The 21,017-nt window shown below is 72.0% G+C and carries 16 protein-coding genes; 11 read left to right on the top strand and 5 right to left on the bottom strand.

Features of this window, described 5'->3' with window-relative positions; all coding sequences use genetic code 11:
- Positions 1-242: 242 nt before the first annotated feature.
- The gene (locus E6R60_RS02980) at positions 243-1,250 is read right to left on the bottom strand and encodes a phospholipid scramblase-related protein (protein ID WP_136324761.1); all 1,008 of its coding nucleotides are present in this window, start codon (positions 1,248-1,250) and stop codon (positions 243-245) included.
- Positions 1,251-1,363: 113 nt separating this feature from the next.
- Here E6R60_RS02980 and E6R60_RS02975 point away from each other — a divergent pair, with 113 nt between their 5' ends.
- From E6R60_RS02975 to E6R60_RS02960, 4 genes are all read left to right on the top strand, one after another.
- On the top strand, positions 1,364-1,789 hold the full coding sequence (locus tag E6R60_RS02975; protein WP_136324760.1) for a hypothetical protein: 426 nt from the start codon (positions 1,364-1,366) through the stop codon (positions 1,787-1,789).
- A gap of 101 nt (positions 1,790-1,890) precedes the next feature.
- Complete coding sequence (locus E6R60_RS02970; RefSeq protein WP_136324759.1) at positions 1,891-2,541, top strand: DUF3105 domain-containing protein; 651 nt, start codon at positions 1,891-1,893, stop codon at positions 2,539-2,541.
- Positions 2,538-3,185 (top strand): DUF305 domain-containing protein, encoded by a 648-nt coding sequence (locus E6R60_RS02965; RefSeq protein WP_136324758.1) that lies wholly within the window; start codon positions 2,538-2,540, stop codon positions 3,183-3,185. The genes E6R60_RS02970 and E6R60_RS02965 overlap by 4 nt, the downstream gene beginning before the upstream one ends.
- A gap of 101 nt (positions 3,186-3,286) precedes the next feature.
- Positions 3,287-4,531 carry an ROK family protein gene (locus E6R60_RS02960; RefSeq protein WP_136324757.1) on the top strand — a complete coding sequence of 415 codons (1,245 nt, stop codon included), beginning with the start codon at positions 3,287-3,289 and terminating at the stop codon, positions 4,529-4,531.
- Positions 4,532-4,747: 216 nt separating this feature from the next.
- Here E6R60_RS02960 and xylA read toward each other — a convergent pair whose 3' ends face one another.
- On the bottom strand, positions 4,748-5,917 hold the full coding sequence (gene xylA / locus E6R60_RS02955; RefSeq protein ID WP_136324756.1) for a xylose isomerase: 1,170 nt from the start codon (positions 5,915-5,917) through the stop codon (positions 4,748-4,750).
- A 256-nt stretch (positions 5,918-6,173) separates the two neighbouring features.
- Here xylA and xylB point away from each other — a divergent pair, with 256 nt between their 5' ends.
- The 4 genes from xylB (at position 6,174) to E6R60_RS02935 (ending at position 10,660) form a co-directional block, all read left to right on the top strand.
- Positions 6,174-7,664 (top strand): xylulokinase, encoded by a 1,491-nt coding sequence (gene xylB, locus E6R60_RS02950; protein ID WP_136324755.1) that lies wholly within the window; start codon positions 6,174-6,176, stop codon positions 7,662-7,664.
- A gap of 165 nt (positions 7,665-7,829) precedes the next feature.
- Positions 7,830-9,104 (top strand): VWA domain-containing protein, encoded by a 1,275-nt coding sequence (locus E6R60_RS02945; RefSeq protein ID WP_168713524.1) that lies wholly within the window; start codon positions 7,830-7,832, stop codon positions 9,102-9,104.
- The gene (locus tag E6R60_RS02940; RefSeq protein WP_136324754.1) at positions 9,104-9,934 is read left to right on the top strand and encodes a hypothetical protein; all 831 of its coding nucleotides are present in this window, start codon (positions 9,104-9,106) and stop codon (positions 9,932-9,934) included. Before E6R60_RS02945 ends, E6R60_RS02940 begins: the two co-directional genes overlap by 1 nt.
- Before the next feature lie 108 nt (positions 9,935-10,042).
- Positions 10,043-10,660, top strand: a complete 618-nt coding sequence (locus E6R60_RS02935) for a GNAT family N-acetyltransferase (protein WP_136324753.1) — start codon at positions 10,043-10,045, stop codon at positions 10,658-10,660.
- A 59-nt stretch (positions 10,661-10,719) separates the two neighbouring features.
- Here the strand turns inward: E6R60_RS02935 and E6R60_RS02930 are convergent, their stop codons facing one another.
- Positions 10,720-11,289, bottom strand: coding sequence for a TetR/AcrR family transcriptional regulator (locus E6R60_RS02930; protein WP_136324752.1), 570 nt, complete (start codon positions 11,287-11,289; stop codon positions 10,720-10,722).
- Between the two features lie 203 nt (positions 11,290-11,492).
- Here E6R60_RS02930 and E6R60_RS02925 point away from each other — a divergent pair, with 203 nt between their 5' ends.
- Positions 11,493-12,860 carry a cytochrome P450 gene (locus E6R60_RS02925; protein WP_136324751.1) on the top strand — a complete coding sequence of 456 codons (1,368 nt, stop codon included), beginning with the start codon at positions 11,493-11,495 and terminating at the stop codon, positions 12,858-12,860.
- A 165-nt stretch (positions 12,861-13,025) separates the two neighbouring features.
- Positions 13,026-13,562 carry a DUF4232 domain-containing protein gene (locus E6R60_RS02920; RefSeq protein ID WP_136324750.1) on the top strand — a complete coding sequence of 179 codons (537 nt, stop codon included), beginning with the start codon at positions 13,026-13,028 and terminating at the stop codon, positions 13,560-13,562.
- Positions 13,563-13,613: 51 nt separating this feature from the next.
- On the opposite strand, the gene yicI is transcribed toward E6R60_RS02920, so the two are convergent.
- Both yicI and E6R60_RS02910 read right to left on the bottom strand, forming a co-directional pair.
- Complete coding sequence (gene yicI / locus E6R60_RS02915) at positions 13,614-15,884, bottom strand: alpha-xylosidase (RefSeq protein WP_136324749.1); 2,271 nt, start codon at positions 15,882-15,884, stop codon at positions 13,614-13,616.
- A gap of 67 nt (positions 15,885-15,951) precedes the next feature.
- Positions 15,952-18,822, bottom strand: a complete 2,871-nt coding sequence (locus E6R60_RS02910; RefSeq protein WP_136324748.1) for a glycoside hydrolase family 3 C-terminal domain-containing protein — start codon at positions 18,820-18,822, stop codon at positions 15,952-15,954.
- A 457-nt stretch (positions 18,823-19,279) separates the two neighbouring features.
- Here E6R60_RS02910 and E6R60_RS02905 point away from each other — a divergent pair, with 457 nt between their 5' ends.
- A complete protein-coding gene (locus E6R60_RS02905) occupies positions 19,280-20,947 on the top strand; it encodes an extracellular solute-binding protein (RefSeq protein WP_240802366.1) in 1,668 nt (555 codons plus the stop codon).
- Positions 20,948-21,017 lie beyond the last annotated feature (70 nt).

Genomic DNA, 21,017 nt, shown 5'->3' with positions numbered 1-21,017 from the left:
CCAGGGACGTCGCTCGCGGCGGCGGCCACCGCCGTGAGCGGAGCGGCGATCTCTCCGGCGTACCTCCTCCCCGCCGCGGGGTCGCGGCGGTGCGCGACCCGCAGGGGACCGCGTCCGGCATCTGCCGGTCAGCCGAACTGCCGGGGAGACCAGGGGCAGCCGCCGCGAGGACATCATGGAACCGCCCGCGCCCTCACCCTGGCGGGTGGGGAGCGCGGGCGGTTTCGCGTTCGGGGTCGGACTCAGCCGAGGCCGCGGGCGTCCTGCTTGAGCGCCGTGTCCACGGTCAGGGCCGTCGCCACCACGAGACTGAGCAGCGGCTCGGGCAGCTGGTAGTGGATCTGCAGCACGTAGTTGTCCGCCGTGGTGAACATGGTCTTCGCGAGACCTTCCCAGGTCTTGGTGATCCGGGCTATCTCGGCGTCGTTGTGGTCGACGATCGCGAAGTTCCAGGCGCGCCAGTTCTCCGCCTTGATCGCGCCGACCTTCTGACCGTCGACCATGATCGCGAAGTTGATCTTGCCGATGGCGTTCTGCTGGACGATCTCGCCGACCGGCTGACCGTCGGGGCGCTGCACGATGACCTTGGACTTGATGAACTTCGCCGGCCGGGTCAGCAGCAGTTGCGGCTGACCGTAGGCGTCACGGATCTCGAGCCGGTGGGTCAGGTACTGGTCGATGCTGCTCACGAAGCGCAGCACCTTGCGCAGCGCGCTCTGGCCGACCTGGATGACCGAGCCGATGGTGTTGCCATGCTGGTCGAAGACGCGGTACTCGTTCGTCACCTCGATCAGCTTGGCCTTCTGGTTCACGACCAGGACCTGCTGATTGAAGAGCGTCCCCGCGCCGGGAGCGCCGCCCTGCTGCTGCGGCACGCCTTGCTGCGGAACAGCGGCAGTGTGGTGCTGGGGCGCCGCCGCCTGCTGGTGGGGGGCCGCCTGCTGCTGATACTGCTGCTGCGCGACCGCCTGCTGCTGGTGCTGCTGCGCGGCCGCCTGCTGCTGATACTGCTGCTGCGGGGCCGCCTGCTGCTGATACTGCTGCTGCGCGGCCGCCTGCTGCTGATACTGCTGCTGCGGGGCCGCCTGCTGCTGGTGCTGCGGCGCCTGGGCAGGGGCCTGGGCCTGCTGCTGCCCGCCGGCCGGAGCGGTGTGCTCGGTCCACTGGGATCCGTCCCAGTAGCGCTGCAGCTGGGGGTCGCCGTGCGGATCCGGATACCAGCCCGCAGATACGTTCGATTGCGTTGTCACCGGGGCACACTATCCCGACGCACCCGGAGCGGGGCCCCTTGTGCCGGGATCCACAGCTTCGCCGGAACCGGTCCCCCACTCATTGAAGTTTCACACACCGGTACGATGCCGGGATGAACGGGCTGAGCGAACGGACGGAACGACGGCGCAGTGCCGGCGCGGCCGTGGTTCTCGGCTGGGTCTGCGTCCTGATCGCCCTTGCCTCGTGCTGCTGGCCGACGTCCGGGGCGCCCGCCGCCGCGCACGACGCGCGCACCTCCGTCGGCGCGCCCCGGATCACCCTCGCCGTGCAGGGGGAGGCGTCGCCGGTCGTGGTCGCCCACCCCCCGGGCGATCGGGGGATCGGCAGTTCCTGCCACGGCGCCTCGGAACACTCGGCGCCCGTCCTGCTGCCCGGCCAGCCCGCGCCGGCCGCGCTCCCGTCGGCCGCCGCCACCGTCCCGTCCGTCCCGCTCACCGGCGGTGCCGCCATCCGCGGCCCGTCGAACGACACCGTGGACGACGTGGACCGTCTCCGCCTCCAGGTTCAACGGATCTAAGGGCTGTCCCGCAATTCCTGGCGGGCGCGACGCTCTCGGACGCCCCGAGAGCGCTCCCGCGTACCCGCAATCCCTCCGTGTCACGAACCGAAGGACCCACCATGGCCTCCGCCAAGAAGCAGAACACCCCTGCCGCCGCCCGCCGCGCCAAGCTGGAGGAGGCCCGCCGCAAGGAGCGGGCCCGCGAGCGCCGCAGCCGCATCATCACGATCACCGCCGCCGTGGCCGTCGTGGCCGCTCTGGTCGCCGGCGGCGGCTACCTCATGAACCGGGCCGACGAGGAGGACAGGGCCGAGACGGCCGCCAAGGCCTCGCCCGTCGAGGGCGAGAAGAGCTGGGACAAGCTCACGCAGGAACACGTACAGAAGAAGGTCGATTACCCGATGAACCCGCCGGTCGGCGGCGACCACAACCCGGTGTGGATGAATTGCGACGCCGACGTCTACACCGAGGAGATACCGAAGGAGAACGCCGTCCACTCGCTGGAGCACGGCGCCGTCTGGGTCACGTACACGAGCAAGGCGAGCCCGGCCGACGTCAAGAAGCTCCAGGAGAAGGTCAAGGCCACCCCGTACTCCCTGATGAGCCCGGTGGAGGACCAGGGGTCCCCGCTGATGCTCAGCGCCTGGGGCAAGCAGCTCGCCGTGAAGAGCGCGGCCGACGCCCGCGTCGCGCAGTTCTTCACCAAGTACGTCCAGGGCGCCCAGACCCCGGAGCCCGGCGCCGCCTGCTCCGGCGGGATCTCCAAGTGACGCCGGCGGCCCGCGCGTCACGGCCGATGGTGCTGGCGGGCGGGGCTGTTCTGGTGCTCGCGCTCGGGCTGGTCGTGCTGATGCTGGTACGCCCCTCCTCCTCCGCCCCGGCCGCGGCGAGGTCGTCGGCGGCTCCCGGCGAGACCTCGGCCGATGTCGGATTCGCGCGCGACATGGCGGTCCACCATCAGCAGGCGGTCGAGATGGCGTTCATCGTGCGGGACCGCACCGCCGACGTGGCGGTGCGGCGGCTCGCGTACGACATCATCAACACCCAGGCCAACCAGCGCGGCATGATGCTGGGCTGGCTGGAGACATGGGGGCGTGCGAAGAGCTCGCCCGGGTCGCCCATGGCGTGGATGGGCCATACCGTCACCCCGCGCGGGGACGGGGCGCTGATGCCCGGTATGGCGACCGACGCCGAACTCGACGCGTTGCGGGCGGCCGAGGGCCGGGACGCCGAGGGGCGCTTCCTGAGGCTGATGACCGCGCATCACCGGGCCGGGGCGGAGATGGCGCAGGCGGCCGCCGCCGCCGCGGGGACGGACGAGATCCGGAACCTGGCCTCGGGCATGGTCGCGGGCCAGCGGTCCGAGATCGCTCTCATGGCGGACATGCTGAAGGAGCGGGGAGCGACGGCCTGATCCGCCGCCCGGTCCCGGTCGCGCCCCGTGCGCGGCCGGGACCCGGTCTCCCCCCATCGCGACCGTACTGACGTACGGAATCGCATAGGCTCGGCACCGATATGAAGAGCAACCTCACGCCGCTGGGGCCCAAGGCCGACAAGGACACCGTCCGGCGCAGCAACCTCAGCCTCGTGCTGCGGGCCGTCCGTGACGAGGGCGAGGGCGAGGCGACCCGCGCCGGCGTCGCCGCACGGGTGGGGCTGACCCGGGCCGCCGTGTCCTCCCTGGTCGAGCAGCTGCTCGACAGCGGGTTCCTCACGGAGTCGGGCAAGACGTTCAGCGGCCAGGCCGGCCGGCCCGGAACCGCGCTCAAGACGGCCCGTACCGGGCCGGCCGGGCTGGGCGTCGAGGTCAACATCGACTATGTGTCGGTCTGTGTCGTCGATCTGGCCGGAACCGGCCGGGTCCGCCTCACCGAGCATCTCGACAACCGGGGCGCACCGCCCACCGAGGTGCTGGCGCGGGCGGCCAGGATCGCCGCGCGCACCCTGGAGTCCGCGCGCGAGCAGGAGCTGTTCCCGGTCGGCGTCGCCCTGGCACTGCCCGGTCTGGTCTCGGGCGGCTCGGTGCGCCAGGCCCCGAACCTGGGCTGGAACCAGGTGCCGGCCGAGGAGCTGTTCGCCGCCGCACTGGCCGCCGAGCGCCCCGGTCACGAGCCCCTGGCGGTGAGCTCGGAGAACGAGGCGAATCTCGCGGCGCTGGCCGAGCTGTGGTTCGGCGGACTGGGGCGGGTCCGGACCTTCCTGTATCTGACCGGTGAGATCGGGGTGGGCGGCGCGCTGGTCGTCAACGGCGAACTGCTCCGCGGTGCGCACGGCTTCGCCGGGGAGATCGGGCACGTGGTGGTGGACCCGGCGGGTCCGCAGTGCCGCTGCGGCTCGCGCGGCTGCCTGGAGCAGTACGCGGGCCAGGCGGCGCTGCTGCGGGCGGCCGGTGTCGAGGAGACCGGCAGCGGGATCGGCGTCGCGGAGCTGGAGCGGCGCACCCGGGCCGGGGACGAGCGGGCGGTGGCGGCGGTCGCCGAGGCCGGCCGGAAGCTGGGACGTGTGCTGTCGGGGGCGGTGAACCTGCTGGACCCGGACGCGGTGGTGCTCGGCGGGATCTACCGCAACCTGATGCCGTGGCTGGCGCCGGCCGCCGACGAGGAGCTGACGGGCCGGGTGGTGTCGGGGCTGTGGTCGGCGGGCAGCGCCCGGCTGCGCGCCTCCTCCGTCGCGGGTGACGCGGCACGCGGTGCGGCGGCGCTGGTGATGACGGACGTACTGGCGGATCCGGTGGCGTACGCGGGCCGGGCACGGGGCTGAACGAAACAGGCCGCGGCGTACGCGGGCAGGGCACCCGGTCCCGGACGACGGGCCCGGGCCCGCACGCAAGCCCGGCTGCGGTCCGACCGAACGGCCCGGTCCCGCCGCGCCCGGGCATGACGGCAGGGGGGACGGCCGCGTCGCGCGCGGCCGTCCCCCCCTCGTACTCACTTCACCGCCACCGGGGCGTCAACGCCCCACGCGCGGCGCCTCGGGTCAGCGGACGCCGAGCAGGTGGTCCATCGCCAGCTGGTCCAGCGCCTCGAACGCCATGCCGCGCTCGGCGGCGGCCGTCACGTCGAACTCCTCGAAGGCCGAGCGGTCGGCCAGCAGACCCGCCACGCCGTCCTCCGCGGTGCGCTGCGCCAGCTCGTCCAGACGGGACGCGCGCAGCGCCTCCTGGACCGCCGGGTCGGCGCGGAACGCGGCGGCGCGCTCCTTGAGGATCAGGTAGTTGCGCATGCAGCCCGCGGCCGAGGCCCAGACGCCGTCGTAGTCCTCGGTCCGCGGCGGCTTGAAGTCGAAGTGGCGCGGGCCCGCGTAGTCCGAGTTCTCCAGCAGGTCGACGAGCCAGAAGGCCTGGCGCAGGTCGCCGGCGCCGAAGCGGAGGTCCTGGTCGTACTTGATGCCGGACTGGCCGTTGAGGTCGATGTGGAAGAGCTTGCCCGCCCACAGCGCCTGCGCGATGCCGTGCGCGAAGTTCAGCCCGGCCATCTGCTCGTGGCCGACCTCGGGGTTCACACCCACCATCTCGGGGCGCTCCAGGCGCTCGATGAAGGCGAGGGCGTGGCCGATGGTGGGAAGCAGGATGTCGCCGCGCGGCTCGTTCGGCTTGGGCTCGATCGCGAACTTGAGGTCGTAGCCCTGCTCGGTGACGTAGTCGCCCAGGAGGTCGAAGGCCTCCTTCATGCGGTCGAGCGCGACGCGGATGTCCTTGGCGGCACCCGACTCCGAGCCCTCACGGCCGCCCCAGGCGACGTAGGTGGTGGCGCCGAGCTCGACGGCGAGGTCGATGTTGCGCAGGGTCTTGCGCAGGGCGTAGCGACGGACGTCGCGGTCGTTGGCGGTGAAGGCGCCGTCCTTGAAGACGGGGTGCGTGAAGAGGTTCGTCGTGGCCATCGGCACGACGAGGCCGGCGGCGTCCAGGGTCTGGCGGAACCGCTTCACGATGCCTTCGCGCTCGGAGTCCGTCGAGCCGAAGGGGATCAGGTCGTCGTCGTGGAAGGTCACGCCGTACGCGCCGAGCTCCGCGAGCCGCTGGACGGAGTCGACCGGGTCGATCGCCTCCCGGGTCGCGTCCCCGAACGGGTCGCGGCCCTGCCAGCCCACGGTCCAGAGGCCGAAGGTGAACTTGTCCTGGGGGGTGGGGGTGAAGCGTTCCGTCATGGTCCAGCCGCCTTCGGTGCTGTGGGTCCTCAGCCGGTCGAGCGGCCGAACCTCAATTTGTTCACTGTCATGACTAATCATGCACGGAGCGCCCCGCCGACGTAACCCCCCGACCCGGAAAATCCGGAGGGGCCCCTGTTCGCCGGGCCTGCCATCGCGTAATTTGTTTTGCGTACGATCAAATCCCGGCGCGGCGAGAACCGCAGCGTGAGGCGCACCACCCGGGAATCCCTGAGCCAGAGATTGAAGGTCAGCCATGCCGCCGCTTGAGGTCGTCATCGGTGTGGACAGTTCCACCCAGTCCACCAAGGCCGCGTTCGTCGACGCAGCCACCGGCCGGCTGCTCGCCGTCGGGCGCGCGCCGCACGTCGTCACCGGCGAGGGCGGGGCGCGCGAGACGGACCCCGAGGTCTGGTGGCAGGCGCTGCGCGACGCGGTCGCCGCCGGGCTGAAGGAGTCGGGCGTCGCCGCCGCCGACATCAGGGGGATCGCCGTCGCGGGGCAGCAGCACGGGCTGGTCGTCCTCGACGGCGCGGGCCGCCCGCTGCGCCCGGCCCTCCTCTGGAACGACACCCGCTCCGCCCCGCAGGCGGCCGCGCTCACCGCGGCGCTGGGCGGGGCCGACGCCTGGACCGCGCGCACCGGTTCGGTGCCGGTGGCCTCGATGACGGCGTCGAAGTGGCAGTGGCTGCGGGAGAACGAGCCCGAGACCGCCGCGGCGACGGCCGCGATCCGCCTCCCGCACGACTTCCTGACCGAGCGCCTGGCCGGCCGCGCCGTCACCGACCCGGGCGACGCGTCCGGCACCTGCTGGTACTCCACCGCGACGGGCGCCTACGACCCGGAGCTCCTCGCGCTCCTTTCCATCGACCCGGCGCTGCTGCCCGAGGTGGCGCCGAGCGGCGCGGCGCGCGCCGGTTCCCTGACGGCCGAGGCCGCCGAGGCGCTCGGCCTTCCGGCCGGGATCGCCGTCGCCGCGGGTACCGGTGACAACATGAGCGCCGCCGTCGGCCTCGGGCTCGGCGGCGCGGGGCTCCTGGACCACCCGGTCCTCAGCCTGGGCACGTCGGGCACGGTCTTCACCGCGTCCCGGACCCGGCCGGCCTCCCCGGCGCTCGCCGGATTCGCCGCGGCCGACGGTACGTACCTCCCGCTGGCCTGCACCCTCAACTGCACCCTGGCCGTGGACAAGGTGGCCGCGCTGCTGGGCCTGGACCGCAATGACGCGGCCCCCGGCGGCGAAGCGGTGCTCCTCCCCTACCTGGACGGCGAGCGGACCCCCGACCTCCCCACCTCCTCCGGCCTCCTCACCGGCCTGCGGCACGACACGACGCCGCAGCAGCTCCTGGGCGCCGCCTACGAGGGTGCGGTCGTCACCGTGCTGCGGGCGCTCGACGAACTGCTGCGCGCCAGCGGGCTCGACCCGGCCGACCCCGAGGTGGCGAACCGGCCGCTCCGCCTGATCGGCGGCGGCGCCCAGGGACGCGTGTGGGTGGAGACCGTCCGCCGGCTCTCCGGCCGACCGGTGACCGTGCCCGCCAGCGGAGAACTGGTGGCCCTGGGCGCGGCCGCGCTCGCCGCCGCGGCGTCCACGGGCGCGGACCCGGTCGCGATCGCCGCCGGCTGGGACACGGGTGAAGAGGTGCGCCTGGAAGCGGTCGAGAGGGACGTGGCCACCTGGGAGCGGGTCGGCTCGGTGCTGGAACGGGCGGCCGGTCCCCTGCTCGGGGCGGACGCCCGGAACTGACCCGCCGTCACGGCGGCCGCACGCCCGCTCGGGGCGTATCCCCAGCTGACTTTCCGTCATGTCCCGGTGCCCGTCGCACACACGAGTGTGCGGCGGGCACCGGCCGTTCGGGCAGGAAACGGCGGCCGTTTTGGCTGGCGAACAGATGTTCACTACTATCCGGCGATGATCATAAGAAGAAGGCTGACGGCCGGGGTGGGCATCCTGCTCGCCACCCTGACCGCCGGGCTCGGCACGGCGCTCCCTGCGTCCGCCGATGAACCCCCCACCCAGGCCTCCCCCAAGGTCGAGCTGGTGCTCGACGTCAGTGGCTCCATGCGGACCCGGGACATCGACGGCCAGTCCCGGATGACCGCGGCGAAGCAGGCGTTCAACGAGGTCCTGGACGCGGTGCCCGAGCAGGTGCAGCTCGGCATCCGCACTCTCGGCGCCGACTATCCGGGCGACGACCGGAAGGTGGGCTGCAAGGACACCAAGCAGCTCTACCCGGTCGGCCCGCTGGACCGGACCGAGGCCAAGACCGCGGTCGCCACTCTGGCGCCCACCGGCTGGACCCCGATCGGTCCGGCCCTGCTGGGCGCCGCCGACGATCTGGAGGGCGGCGACTCCACCCGCCGGATCGTGCTGATCAGCGACGGGGAGGACACCTGCGGCCCGCTCGACCCGTGCGAGGTCGCCCGTGACATCGCGGCGCGCGGCATCCACCTGGTCATCGACACCCTCGGCCTGGTGCCGAACGCGAAGATCCGCCAGCAGCTCACCTGCATCGCGGAGGCCACCGGCGGCACGTACACCGCCGTCCAGCACACCGACGAACTCTCCGGCCGCGTCAAGCAGCTGGTGGACCGGGCGGCCACGCCCGTCGTGACCCCGGTCGCCACGAAGGGCGCGGACAGCTGCACGGACGCCCCGCAGCTCAAGCCCGGCCTCTACACGGACCGCGAGAAGTTCGCCGAGCACCGCTGGTACCGGGTCGACGTGCTGCCGGGCCAGGAACTGCGGGCCTCGGTGAGCGTGTTCGCGGACCGGGCCGTCAACAACGACTACGGCATGCTGCTGCGTGCGGTGACCGTGCACGGCCGGGAGATCGTCAGAGGCGCCGAGTCCGGCACCGGACGCACCGACGCCATCTCGTCCGGGCTGCGCTACCCGAAGCCCGAAGAGGACACGGACGGCGACGCCGAACCGGCCCCGGAGACCGTCTGTCTCCAGGTCTCCAACTCCTTCTCCGCACCCGCCTCGGTGAAGACCGCTCCCGGCATGCCGGTCGAGCTGACGGTCGATCTGGTGGACGCCCCCGACGCGGCGGCCGACCCCGCGGCATTCGGTCTCGGCCGCGGCTGGTGGCTGCTGGGCGTGCTCGTCCTGACCGGACTGGTCGCGGGTCTGCTGACCGGCTGGATCTCGCGCTGGCGCGTCGCTGTCTGGAGGACCCACTGATGTTCCGTACGAGACGCGTGCTCGCGAGTGCGCTGCTGACCGGTCTGGCTCTGCTGACGGGGGCCGGCGCCGCCGTCGCGGACGACCCCTCGGCGAGCCCGGCCCCGAGCACATCCGGTGACGGGTCGGGGCCCACGGAGGCGGGCACCACCTTCCGTACCGCCACGGCGATCGAGCAGGGCCAGACCGCCACCGCGGGCGCCTCCGCGGGCGACTACCTGTACTGGGTCTTCCCGGCGGACGCCGGAGAGCGGGCCACGGTCAGGGCGAAGGTCACCCTGCCCGAGACCGCCACCCGGCACGGCGCCTCGACCTGGCAGGTCGATGTCTACGACGGGCTGCGCCGCCGTCAGGCGTGCATGTACGGGAAGCAGACCGGCAAGGCCGCGGCCGACGCCGCCACGGTCGAACTCACCTGTGTGCTGCGTACGGTCAGGGCGTGGTCCGAACCGTGGGCCAACGACCCGCTGCCCGGCAGCTACTACGTCCGTCTCACGGTCGTGGACCTGCCGTCGGCGGATCTCGGGCTGCCGGTGCGGACCGAGGTCGAGGTCACGGCGGCCGACAAGGGCGGTTCCGCGGACGTCGACGGCACGCTCTCCAAGCCGCTGGTCCCCGGCGTTTCCTCGGTCCGGCAGGCCGCCGACGGAGCGTCGCCGGCCCCGGTCGCCCTCGCCGGCGAGCCGAAGGACGGCTGGTCCTCGGGCTGGTGGACCGACCGCTGGCTGTGGACGGTCGGCGGCGGCGTGCTCGGCGCGCTCGCGGCCGTCTTCGGCTACTCGCTGACGCGCGGGCATGGCCGCCCGTCCCGGGTCCCGTCGGGCGTCTGACGACGCGTCGCCGGTCGGGCCGGGCCACCGGCCCGTCCGGCGGCAGCGGAGCCCGTGGCCCTACTGTCGGACGGGTGCCACCGGGCACCGAACGACGGAAGGTGCGTGATGCTCACCCTGACGGAGGTCGCCCAGGATCCGCTCGTCCTCACGCGGCGCCTGCGCCTGCGGGACGGTTCGGAGGTCGTCGTCCGCCCCCTCGGGCGCGGTGACGCGGAGCAGCTGGCACGCTTTCTGGCCGGCCTGTCTCCCGAGTCGCGGCGCCTCAGTACGTTCGACGGATACGGACTCGACACGGCCCGGGAGCTGTGCGACGCGATCGCGCGGTACGACAAGCTCAGGCTGGTGGTCGAGGAAGCGGCGTCCGGCAGGACCGTCGGGCTGCTGGAATTCAGCCTCGACCTGCACCCCTCGGACATCGCGCGCTACCGGAGGGCCGGGGTCCCCCTCGTCGAAGGGGCCGACTGCCGGTTCGGCCCCACCCTGGCCGACGACTACCAGGGCAGGGGCGTGGGGACGCTGCTCTTTCCGCTGGTCACCGAGGTCGCACGCCGGTTCGGAAGGAAGCGGGTCATCCTGCTGGGCGGAGTCCTCACCGACAATCCCCGTGCCCTTCGCTTCTACGAGAAGAACGGCTTCGTAGCAGTCGGCACGTTCACCGGGACGGACGGCACGTCGTCGCTCGACATGATCCTGGACCTCGGCCCGGAGCCCGGAGGCGCCTGATCCGCCGAAGGCCCCGGGCCGGGCGGCGCGCTCGGCCGCGAACGGGTCGGGCGCGGGAGTCAGGGGGCGGGCCAGTTGCGCAGCAGGGCGTCGAGCGCGTCCACGATGCGCGACCAGGATTCCTGGGAGTCGGGCGCGCTGTGGCTGAAGCCCCCCTGCATCTCCAGGCTGACGTAGCCGTGGAAGACGCTGCCCAGCAGCCGGACGGCATGCGTCTGATCCGGCTCGGTCAGGTCGTAGCCGCGCAGGATCGCCCGCGTCATCCTCGAGTGGCGGCCACCGGCACTGGCGGCGGCCGCCTCCGGGTCGAGCCGGTACTGGGCCGCGGCGTAACGGCCGGGGTGCTCACGGGCGTAGTCGCGGTACACGTCGGCGAAGGCGCCCAGGGCGTCCTTGCCGGCCCGGCCCGCCAGGGCGGCCGCACCGCGGTCGGCCAGTTCCTCCAGGGCGAGCAGGGCGATCCGGGTCCTGAGGTCGTGCGAGTTCTTCACGTGCGAGTACAGGCTGGCGACCCTGACGTCGAACCGCCGGGCGAGCGCCGACACGGTCACCTGGTCGAAGCCCACCTCGTCGGCCAACTCGGCTCCCGCCCGGGTCAGCCGTTCCGCGCTCAGCCCCGCACGCACCATGAGTCACTCCTCGTTCGACTACACCCATCGTGCGTCTCCCTAAAGGGCTTAGGCAAACCGAATACCGCTGCAGGCCCGGCACGAGCACACCCCGCGCCACCCCTGCGTCCGTGACATGTCCCGGCTAGTCTCGACAACTCACGCACTCCACAAGGCCGGTGGCGGGCGTCCGGCCGGCCGGACCGTCAGAGCGGAGACCTTTCATGTCCACGGAGACCGGCCCGGCCGTCGATGCCGGACCGCGCGGCCACAAAATCGTCCCGGGCCCGAAGGGGCTCCCCTTCCTCGGGAACATGCCGCAGTTCGCCAGGAACCCCCTGGCGTTCTTCGAGCGGCTGCGCAGTCACGGCGATCTGGTCCAGTGGCGCTTCGGCCCCCGTCCCTGCGTGTTCGTGGCCGATCCGGAGTGCATAGGCGAGCTGCTCACCGAGACGGAACGCACCTTCGACCAGCCCGCGCTCGGCATCGCGTTCCGTACGGTGATGGGCAACGGCGTCGTGGTGGCACGCGGGACCGAGTGGCGGCGCAAGCGGTCGCTCGTGCAGCCGTCCGTACGGCCCAAGCAGGTGCGGTCGTACGCGGCGACCATGGCGGGCAGCACGGTGGAGCTCGCGGACACGTGGTCGGGCGGCGAACGCGTCGATATCAAGAGGGAGATGGCGGCGCTGACGCAGAAGATCGCCGTACGGACGATCTTCGGCGTCGACACCCCCGCCGACGCCGACGCGATGGGACGGGCCATGGACGTGGCCCAGGCGGAGATCGGCAAGGAGTTCGCGGGCATCGGCGCACTGCTGCCGGACTGGGTGCCCACCCCGGGCCGGGCCAGGATCAAGAAGGCCGCCGCGGTCATCGACGCCGAGGTCGCCCGGGTCGTCGCCCGGCACCGTGACGGCGGGGACGAGCGTCCCGACCTGCTCAGCCGGCTGCTCACCGCCGTCGACGAGACGGGCGCGAAGCTCGACGACCGGGAGATCCGGGACGAGACGGTCACGCTGTACATCGGCGGCCACGAGACGACCAGCTCGACGCTCGTGTGGGCCTGGTACCTCCTCTCCCGCAACCCCCGGGCCCGCGCCGCCCTGGCCGAGGAGCTGGACCGGGTCCTCGGTGACCGCGAGCCGGGATTCGACGACTACGCGCGGCTCACGTACGCCCAGGCGGTGGTCAAGGAGACGCTGCGGCTCTACCCGACGATCTGGCTGGTCACCGGAGTGGCGAAGGAAGGGGCGCGGATCGGCGGCCTGCCGATCCCGGAGGGCACCCGGGTGTGGAGCAGCCAGTGGGCCACGCAGCGGGACGAGCGGTGGTTCCCCGGGCCCGAGGAGTTCCGCCCCGAGCGCTGGGACGCGGAGGCGGGTGACGAGATCGCGGAGTACGCGTGGTTCCCGTTCGGCGGCGGCCCCCGGGTCTGCCTGGGCACGCGGTTCGCGATGGTCGAGGCGGTACTGATCCTGGCCGTGCTCGCGCGGCGTTTCGAACTGGACGTCGACCCGGGCACGGTCAACCCCGTGCCCACGCTGACGCTGCAACCGGACCGCGAGGTGATGGCCACGGTCCGGGCCCGGTAGCGAGGAGGATCACCGGGCGGCCGATGCCGGCGCCGATACGGAACCGGTATGCCCGATCTATCGCCATGAACCGGGCATACCGTACAGAATGTCCCTGGCGGCCGTTCCGGCCACCGGGGCCCTCCGGCCACGACCGCAGGCTGTCGATCCACCGGGAGAAGCATCATGCGTCCGAGCTCCACTCTCACCGCCGTCCTCAGCGCGGCGGCCGCCCTGACCCTGACGGTCACCGGACCGTCGGCCGCCGCCGGCGCGACGGCCCAGGGGGCGTCGGCCCACCCGCCGCAGTGCCGGGAGAAGGCACTCCGGATCTCCGCCTCGCCCGGCGGACACCGCAACGTGGCGCGGATCGCCGTCACCAACCGGGGCGGCCGCACCTGCGTCGTGGAGCGCATCCCCACGGTCACGTTCCGGGGCCTCGACGGCTCGGCCCAGCCCGTCCCGCCCGCCGCCGGCGGTGCGTACGTGCTCTCGCCGGGCGAGCGCGGCTACGCCGCCGTGCGCACGGCGGAGCGCGGCACCCGCCAGGGCCATGTCGTCCGCAGCCTCTCCGTGGCGGCGGACCCGGCGCACTACGGGGTCACCTTCGGCGCGGCGGCGGTGGGTATGGACCGCGGGATCCGGGTGTGGGAGCCGGTGACGACCCTGTGGCACACCTCCCGGGGTGCGGCCGACCGGGCCCTGGCCGCGGCGACGCGCTGAGCGGCGGAGAAGCGGGGCGGGAAGCCGTGGGGCCCCCGCCCCGCGGCCTCCCTACACCCTCACCGTCCCCGTCCCCTCCCCCATGGCTCCCGTCGCCTCCACGACCACGCGGTACGGGCGGTCCGTGCCCTCCGAGGTGACGGTCACGGTCTCCCCCTCGCGCACCACCCGGAACGCGGCGGCCGTCGCACCCGTCAGGTCCGGCACCGTGACGGACGTACCGTCACCGGCGGGCGCGCCGCCGAAGACCCGCAGTGTGAGCCCGTCCAGCCAGTCGCCGTCGGGGCGCTGGTCGTCCGCGCCCCACGGGAGCACCGCGCCCGGACGCACCAGGACCGGCAGGCTGTCGAAGCCGTGGGTCTCATGGCGCCAGACCGGCCCGGTGACGGTCTCGCCGGTCAGCAGGACGGTCCAGTCGCCCTCGGGGACGTAGTACTCGACCTGGCCGTCCTCCGTGAAGACCGGTGCGACCAGCAGATCGGGCCCGAGCATGTACTGACGGTCCAGCATCCGGGTCGTCGGGTCGCCGGGGAACTCCAGCAGCATGGGGCGCATCATCGGGACGCCCGTGCGGTGGGCGGTGGCCGCCGCCCCGTACAGGTACGGCATCAGCCGGTGCTTGAGCAGGGTGAACGTGCGGGCGACGTCCACCGCCTCCTCGCCGAACGCCCACGGCACCCGGTAGGACACGTTGCCGTGCAGCCGGCTGTGCGAGGACATCAGGCCGAAGGCGAGCCAGCGCTTGAAGACCGCCGGGTCGGGCGTGCCCTCGAAGCCGCCGATGTCGTGGCTCCAGAAGCCGAAGCCGGACAGGGACAGGGACAGGCCGCCGCGCAGCGATTCGGCCATCGCGGTGAACGAGGCGAAGCAGTCGCCGCCCCAGTGCACGGGGAACTGCTGGCCGCCCGCCGTCGCCGAACGGGCGAAGAGCACCGCTTCGCCGTGGCCCCGCTCCTTCTCCAGGAGTTCGAAGACCGTGCGGTTGTAGATCTGCGCGTAGTAGTTGTGCATGCGCTCCGGGTCGGAGCCGTCGTGCCAGACGACGTCGGTGGGGATGCGCTCGCCGAAGTCCGTCTTGAAGCAGTCGACCCCCTGGTCGAGCAGGACCCGGAGCTTGCTGTCGTACCACTCGCGCGCCGCGGGGTTGGTGAAGTCGACCAGGGCCATGCCGGGTTGCCACAGGTCCCACTGCCAGATGTCGCCGTTGGCCCGGCGCACCAGGTAGCCCCGTTCGGCGCCCTCCGCGAACAGGGGCGACTTCTGGGCGATGTAGGGGTTGATCCACATGCTGATCCGCAGCCCGCGTTCCTTGAGCCGGGTCAGCATGCCCTCCGGATCGGGGAAGACCTCCGGATCCCAGAGGAAGTCCGACCACTGGTACTCGCGCATCCAGAAGCAGTCGAAGTGGAAGACGGAGAGCGGGATGTCGCGTTCGGCCATGCCGTCGACGAAGGAGGTGACGGTCTCCTCGTCGTACGCGGTGCAGAAGGACGTGGTGAGCCACAGGCCGAAGGACCAGGCCGGCGGGAGGGCCGGGCGGCCGGTCAGCGCGGTGTAGCGGGCCAGCACCTCCTTGGGCGTCGGCCCGGCGACGATGTAGTACTCCAGCGACTGGTCCTCGACGCTGAACTGCACCTGGCCGACCGACTCCGAGCCGACCTCGAAGGAGACCTTGCCCGGGTGGTTGACGAACACGCCGTAGCCGCGGGAGGAGAGGTAGAACGGGATGTTCTTGTACGCCAGTTCGCTGCTGGTGCCGCCGTCCGCCTGCCAGATGTCGACGGTCTGGCCGTTCTTGACGTACGGGGTGAAGCGTTCGCCGAGGCCGTAGACGTTCTCGCCGATGTCCAGGCCGAGTTGGGCGATCATGTGGTGGGCGCCGTCGGGGGTGGTGGCGAAGGCGGTGCCCTTGGCGTCGACCCCGGTGAGACGCCGGCCGTCGGCGTCGAGGAAGGTGATGCCCCAGGGGCCGTCGCCGTCCATGCGCAGGGTCAGCGGGCCGCTGGTCAGTTCGGTGACGGACCCGTCGCGGCGGGTGCGGGCTCCGGCGGCGGCCGGATCGAGGCCGGGGAGGGCGAAGTCGGGTCCGCGATTCATCCTCCCGGCATGGTGGGTGGTGCGTACGCCGATGATTCCCTCGGCCGGGGAGAAGCAGTCGACCGTGATGAGGGGGGTGTTGAGCGTGTCCCCGCGCTCGGCGACGCGCTTGACGGACGCGTAGGCGGTGAACTGGCCTTCGCCGACGTTCAGATCGCGGATCTCGGTCGCGTAGGAGGCGCGTACGCCCTCACGCATGAGCCAGAAGCCGTCGGTGAACTTCATGCGGACTCCTTGCCGGGGGCAACGGGGTGGGGAGGGGCGGGGACGGGCGGACGCGGAGCGGTCCGGTTCACTCGCTGTCCCCGGTGAAGGCGATCCGGGCCAGACGCACCGTGCCGCGCAGGGTGATGCGCAGGTCTCCGGTGCCGGAGGCGTTGAGAGCGGCCTGCACGGTGCGGTAGTCGTACGGGCCCTCGGTGGCGGCGACCGGAACGGTGACCGTGGTACCGCCCGCGGTGAGCAGCACGGCCCCCTCCCCCGAGGCGAGCACCTCGGCTCCCCGCACTCCGGCGGCGAAGTCGCAGTGCCGGTAGAGGAGTTCGTTGCTCTCGTCCACGGCGGTGACCGCGTCGCCGTCCGTCTTCGCCCGGTCGACGATCTCGGTGCCCAGCTGCTCGTCGTAGTCGGCCGCCTCCAGACCCCGCACGAGGACGGGGCGCGGGCCGGACGGCTCGCCGTCGATCTCGACGACGGTGACGAGCCGGATGTCCGCGCTCGATGCGCCCGCCTGGATCTCGTACGCGCCCGGATCGACGGTCCAGCGGCCGTGCGCCACGTCCCAGTGGCCGAGGTCGGTGACGGGGACCAGGAAATCGATGCGCTCGACGGCGCCGGGCGCCAGGTGCAGCCTGCGGTGCCCGGCCAGCTGCCGCAGCGGCCGGACGACGGACGGGGCCACCGCGCGTACGTACAGCTGGGGGACCTCGTCGGCGGCGACGGGACCGGTGTTGGTGACGGTCAGCGAGACCCGCACCAGGTCGCCCTCGCGCTCGGCGTTCAGGGCGCTGTAGGCGAACTCGCCGTACGAGAGGCCGTGGCCGAACGGGTAGAGCGGGGCGCCCTCGTAGTAGAGGTAGGTCTGACGGGAGCCGATGATGTCGTAGTCCAGCAGCCCGGGCAGCTCCGCGTCGGACGTGTACCAGGTCTGCGGGAGCCGGCCCGCCGGGGAGACGTCGCCGGCGAGGACGCGGGCGAGCGCGGTCCCGGCGGCCTGTCCGCCGTGCGCGGTCCACAGCAGGGCGGGGAGCGTGGCCGCCGCGTCGGTGAGGGCGTACGGGTAGGCGGAGGTGACGGCGAGGACCGCGCGCGGGTTGGCGGCGTGGGCGGCGCGCCACAGGCGTTCCTGCTGGGCGGGGAGGTCGAGGGTGGTGCGGTCCTCGGTCTCGCGGCCGTTGATGTGGGGGTCGTTTCCGGCCACGACGATCACGACGTCGGCGGCTGCCGCCGCGCGGGCGACGGCGTCCTCGCCGCGTTCGGTCACCTCCATCTCGAAGACGGTTCCGAGGGCGGCGGAGCCGGAGACTTCTTCGCCGGGGGAGGCAACCTTTACGCCGTCGGCGGCGACAGAGACATACCTACCCGTTCCCACGTGCAGAAGGCGGTGACCTCCGGCATGACCCTCCACCGCTTCCCACCGGAAGGTCTCCTGGACGATCCAGCCGCCCGGTTCGTCCGCGGAGGCGCGCACGAAGCCGTCCTCGGCGACGGACAGGTAGCGGCCGTCCGGTTCCCGCAGGGTGATCAGTCCGTTGCCCCAGTCCACGAGTGCCAGTTCGGACGGGGTGTCGCCGCAGGTCAGCGGAGGCAGGTCGGTGCGGCCGGCGAGCAGCGCCGGGTCGAGGGCCCCTTCCGCGCCGCGCGCGGCTTCCGTCTGCGGCTCGGCCTCGGGGATCCGGAGCCAGCCGTCCGCGCACTTCAGCCGGACCAGGTCGACACCCTCGGCGTGCACGACGCGCTCCGCGCCGAAGCGTTCCCGCAGCCCGTCGAGGGGGGTGGAGCGGTGGATCAGTGTGCCGCTGTACCAGTCGAGCTTGCAGGCGTCCGCGAGGAGCCCGACGACAGCGACGGTGTGACCGGCGTCCGGGGCGATCGGCAGCAGCCCGTCGTTCTTGAGGAGCACCACGGCCTGCTCGGCGGCCTCCAGGGCGAGTGCCCGGTGCTCTTCGGTGTCGAAGTCCGTCGTGTGCGCGTACGGATCGGCCTCGGGGTCGAACTCACCGAGCGAGAAGCGCAGTTCGAGCAGGCGCCGGACGGCGGTGTCGATGTCGTGCTCGTCGAGGAGACCCTGTTCCAGGGCGCCGCGGATGCGACCGGTCATGATGCCGGAGTCCTGCCCGTGGTCGGTGAAGCTGTCGACGCCGGCGCGCAGGGAGGCGGCCGTCGCCTCCTCGTGGGTGTCGAAGTAGTGCTCGGAGTCGACGAGGTTGGACGGCGCCCCCGCGTCGGAGCAGACGACCAGCGACCGGTCGGTCCAGGCGCGCAGCTGCTGGGACAGCAGCGGCGAGACGTGGTTGGGCCGCCCGTTGACCAGGTTGTACGCCGGCATGACACCGGCCACCGCGCCCGCCTGCACGGCGTCGCGGAAGGCCTTGAGGTCGTACTCGTGCAGGACCCGCGGGCGGACCGAGGAGGAGGAGGTGTCGCGGTCGGTCTCGTTGTTGTGGGCGAGCCAGTGCTTGAGGACGGGGGCGGTCCGCCAGTAGAGGGGATGGTCGCCGCGCAGTCCCCGGGTGTACGCGACCGCGATGGCGGAGGTCAGTCCGGCGTCCTCGGAGTACCCTTCCTCGCCGCGCCCCCACAGCGGGTTGCGGAGCAGATTCACGGTCGGGGCCCAGACGTTGAGGCCGACGCGGTCGTCCTGGGCGCGCTTGGCGCGGACCTCGTTGCCGACGGCCTCGCCGACCCGGCGCACGAGTTCACCGTTCCAGGTGGCGCCGAGCCCCACCGCCTGCGGGAACACCGTCGCGGGGCCCATCCAGGCCACGCCGTGCAGGGCCTCCTGACCGGTCCGGAAGGCGCCGAGACCGAGGCGGTCCACCGCTGGTGCGAACTGGTGCAGCATCGCGATGCGCTCGTCGAGCGTGAGCCGCTGAAGCAGATCGTCGACGCGCTTGGCGAAGGGCAGCTGCGGGTCGCGGAAGGGCTGCGGTTGTTCCGTCACGTGCGGGTCCCCTTGGAGAGGTGGGAGGTATTCCGGGGCCAGTGCCTCGCACGAGCACCCGAGGAGCTTCGGAAGATCTTTCGAAGCGCTTCGATGCTCGATGGCCAACCCCGCGCGTGTCAAGGCCTCGTCGAGGACCGCCGTGCGCGACAACCCCCCAATGCGCCGGGAAACGGTTCGGAAACAGGTCGGAGGAATCTGGAAACGGACTCTTGTGCGGCCGGTGCCCGTCACTTAACCTCGCTGCAACATCGAAGCGCTTCGACAGAGCTTCGATGGGGCGCCCGGCGCCCTTGATCCTCCCGGGACGGCGACAGGTTCTGCCGCTTCCCTGTTGAACCGCTTCACCTGCGGCCGGTCACACCGGCTCAGTCAGCAACGCTCCACCTCAGACACAGGAACCGAACGGCGGTCGCCCGCCACGTGTCGTCCTGGTGCGCCTCGAAGGGTTGACGCAATGACGCCGAATTCCACCCCCTCCTCCACGGCTCCGAGCCGGAGAAGCTTCCTCGCCACGGGCGCGGTCGCCGCTGTCGCCGTGGCCGGCGGGGTACCGCTGCTCGCCGCATGCGGTGGCTCCGGTTCCGGGAGCAAGGAGGGGACGACAACGGGCAAGGCACTCAAGAAGGTCGTGCCGGCCTACGCCCCGCTGAACCTGGTCCAGCCCGACGTCCCCGGCGTGAACGGTTCGAGCCCCGGCTTCACCAAGCTGCCCGATCCTCTGGTCGTCTCGGTGAAGTCGGTCCCGGGCAAGGGTTCCTCGTTCCGGGTGATGACGCCGCTGTGGGGCACCGTCCCCAAGAAGAACAACCCGTACTACACGGCGGTCAACAAGGCGGTCGGCGCGACGCTCAACTTCGACCCGCAGGACGGCAACACGTACCAGGACAAGATCGGCGCGGTCCTCGCCGGCTCGGACATCCCGGACGTCATGACGATCCCCGGCTGGAACATGCAGGGCCAGATCCGCAACGCGATCAGCGCGAAGTTCGCGGACCTGACGCCTCATCTGGCGGGCGACGCCGTCAAGAAGTACCCGAACCTGGCGAACATCCCGACGGGCGCCTGGCAGTACTCCGTCTTCGGCGGCAAGCTGCGCGGCCTGCCCATGCCCACGCCGGTCATCGGCAACGCGATCTTCTACCGCAAGGACCTGATCGGCTCCGGCGCCGTGCCGGCGAGCGCGGACGACCTGCTGGCCTTCGGCAAGGAGCACACCGCGCCCAAGCAGAAGGTCTGGGCCTTCGACGACCTCTGGACCTGCATCCAGAAGATCTACGGCCTGCTGCCCGACGCGCCGCACTACTGGCAGCTGGAGGACGGCAAGCTGGTCCACAAGATCGAGACGAAGGCGTACCGCGAGGCACTCGCCTTCGCCCGCAAGCTCCACGACGGCGGGTACGTCCACCCGGACGCCGACGCCGGGAAGGACGCCGACTCCAAGATCCGCTTCACCAGCGGACACGTGTTGATGTACAACGACGGCACTGGCGGCTGGAAGGGCATGGTCACCGAGCAGAAGGCCGGCAACCCGAAGTTCGACATGCAGGCCCTCGACTTCTTCAGCCACGACGGCGGCAAGCCGGTCCTGTGGCAGGACGATCCGGCGGGCATCTTCACCTTCCTCAGCAAGAAGCTCTCCAAGGCGCAGATCGAGGAGTTCCTCGCGATCGCCGACTACGCGGCCGCGCCGTTCGGCACCGAGGAGTTCATGCTGACGAACTACGGCGTGAAGGGCACCCACTACACGATCAAGGACGGGGCCCCGACCTACACCCCGCAGGGAGTCGAGGAGGCACAGCCCTCCACCTTCCTGTTCCTCGCCTCGCCCCCCACCTCCATCGCCTACCCGGACCAGCCACAGCTGGCCAAGGACTACGCCGCCTGGATGGCACGCCAGGCGCCGCACATCAAGAAGCCCCTCTTCTTCGGCATGCAGGTCGTCGAGCCGCAGCGGTACGCCTCGCTCTACACCCCGTTCGACGACCTCCAGAAGGACATCCGCCGCGGCCGCAAGAAGGTCAGCGACGTCGAGGAGGCCGTGAACACCTGGAAGAAGAGCGGCGGCGACAAGCTGCGCGCCTGGTACCAGGACATTCTCGACAAGAACGGCTCCGGCGTCTGACGCGTACGACGCGCACCGACCGTACGCACGAGAGCGAAAGGGCCGCCGGGCGCACGAAGCCCGGCGGCCG

Source organism: Streptomyces sp. A0642 (assembly GCF_004795105.1).
Classification (GTDB): Bacteria; Actinomycetota; Actinomycetes; order Streptomycetales; family Streptomycetaceae; genus Streptomyces.
The sequence above is the reverse complement of the archived record's forward strand: the minus strand, read 5'-3'. Positions and strand labels throughout refer to the sequence as shown.

Excerpts from the sequence above, each read along its gene's own strand:
- E6R60_RS02975 (WP_136324760.1), top strand. The coding sequence starts at position 1,364 with ATGAACGGGCTGAGCGAACGGACGGAACGACGGCGCAGTGCCGGCGCG.
- E6R60_RS02970 (WP_136324759.1), top strand. The coding sequence starts at position 1,891 with ATGGCCTCCGCCAAGAAGCAGAACACCCCTGCCGCCGCCCGCCGCGCC.
- E6R60_RS02960 (WP_136324757.1), top strand. The coding sequence starts at position 3,287 with ATGAAGAGCAACCTCACGCCGCTGGGGCCCAAGGCCGACAAGGACACC.
- xylA (WP_136324756.1), bottom strand. The coding sequence starts at position 5,917 with ATGACGGAACGCTTCACCCCCACCCCCCAGGACAAGTTCACCTTCGGC.
- xylB (WP_136324755.1), top strand. The coding sequence starts at position 6,174 with ATGCCGCCGCTTGAGGTCGTCATCGGTGTGGACAGTTCCACCCAGTCC.
- E6R60_RS02945 (WP_168713524.1), top strand. The coding sequence starts at position 7,830 with ATGATCATAAGAAGAAGGCTGACGGCCGGGGTGGGCATCCTGCTCGCC.
- E6R60_RS02940 (WP_136324754.1), top strand. The coding sequence starts at position 9,104 with ATGTTCCGTACGAGACGCGTGCTCGCGAGTGCGCTGCTGACCGGTCTG.
- E6R60_RS02935 (WP_136324753.1), top strand. The coding sequence starts at position 10,043 with ATGCTCACCCTGACGGAGGTCGCCCAGGATCCGCTCGTCCTCACGCGG.
- E6R60_RS02930 (WP_136324752.1), bottom strand. The coding sequence starts at position 11,289 with ATGGTGCGTGCGGGGCTGAGCGCGGAACGGCTGACCCGGGCGGGAGCC.
- E6R60_RS02925 (WP_136324751.1), top strand. The coding sequence starts at position 11,493 with ATGTCCACGGAGACCGGCCCGGCCGTCGATGCCGGACCGCGCGGCCAC.
- E6R60_RS02920 (WP_136324750.1), top strand. The coding sequence starts at position 13,026 with ATGCGTCCGAGCTCCACTCTCACCGCCGTCCTCAGCGCGGCGGCCGCC.
- yicI (WP_136324749.1), bottom strand. The coding sequence starts at position 15,884 with ATGAAGTTCACCGACGGCTTCTGGCTCATGCGTGAGGGCGTACGCGCC.
- E6R60_RS02905 (WP_240802366.1), top strand. The coding sequence starts at position 19,280 with ATGACGCCGAATTCCACCCCCTCCTCCACGGCTCCGAGCCGGAGAAGC.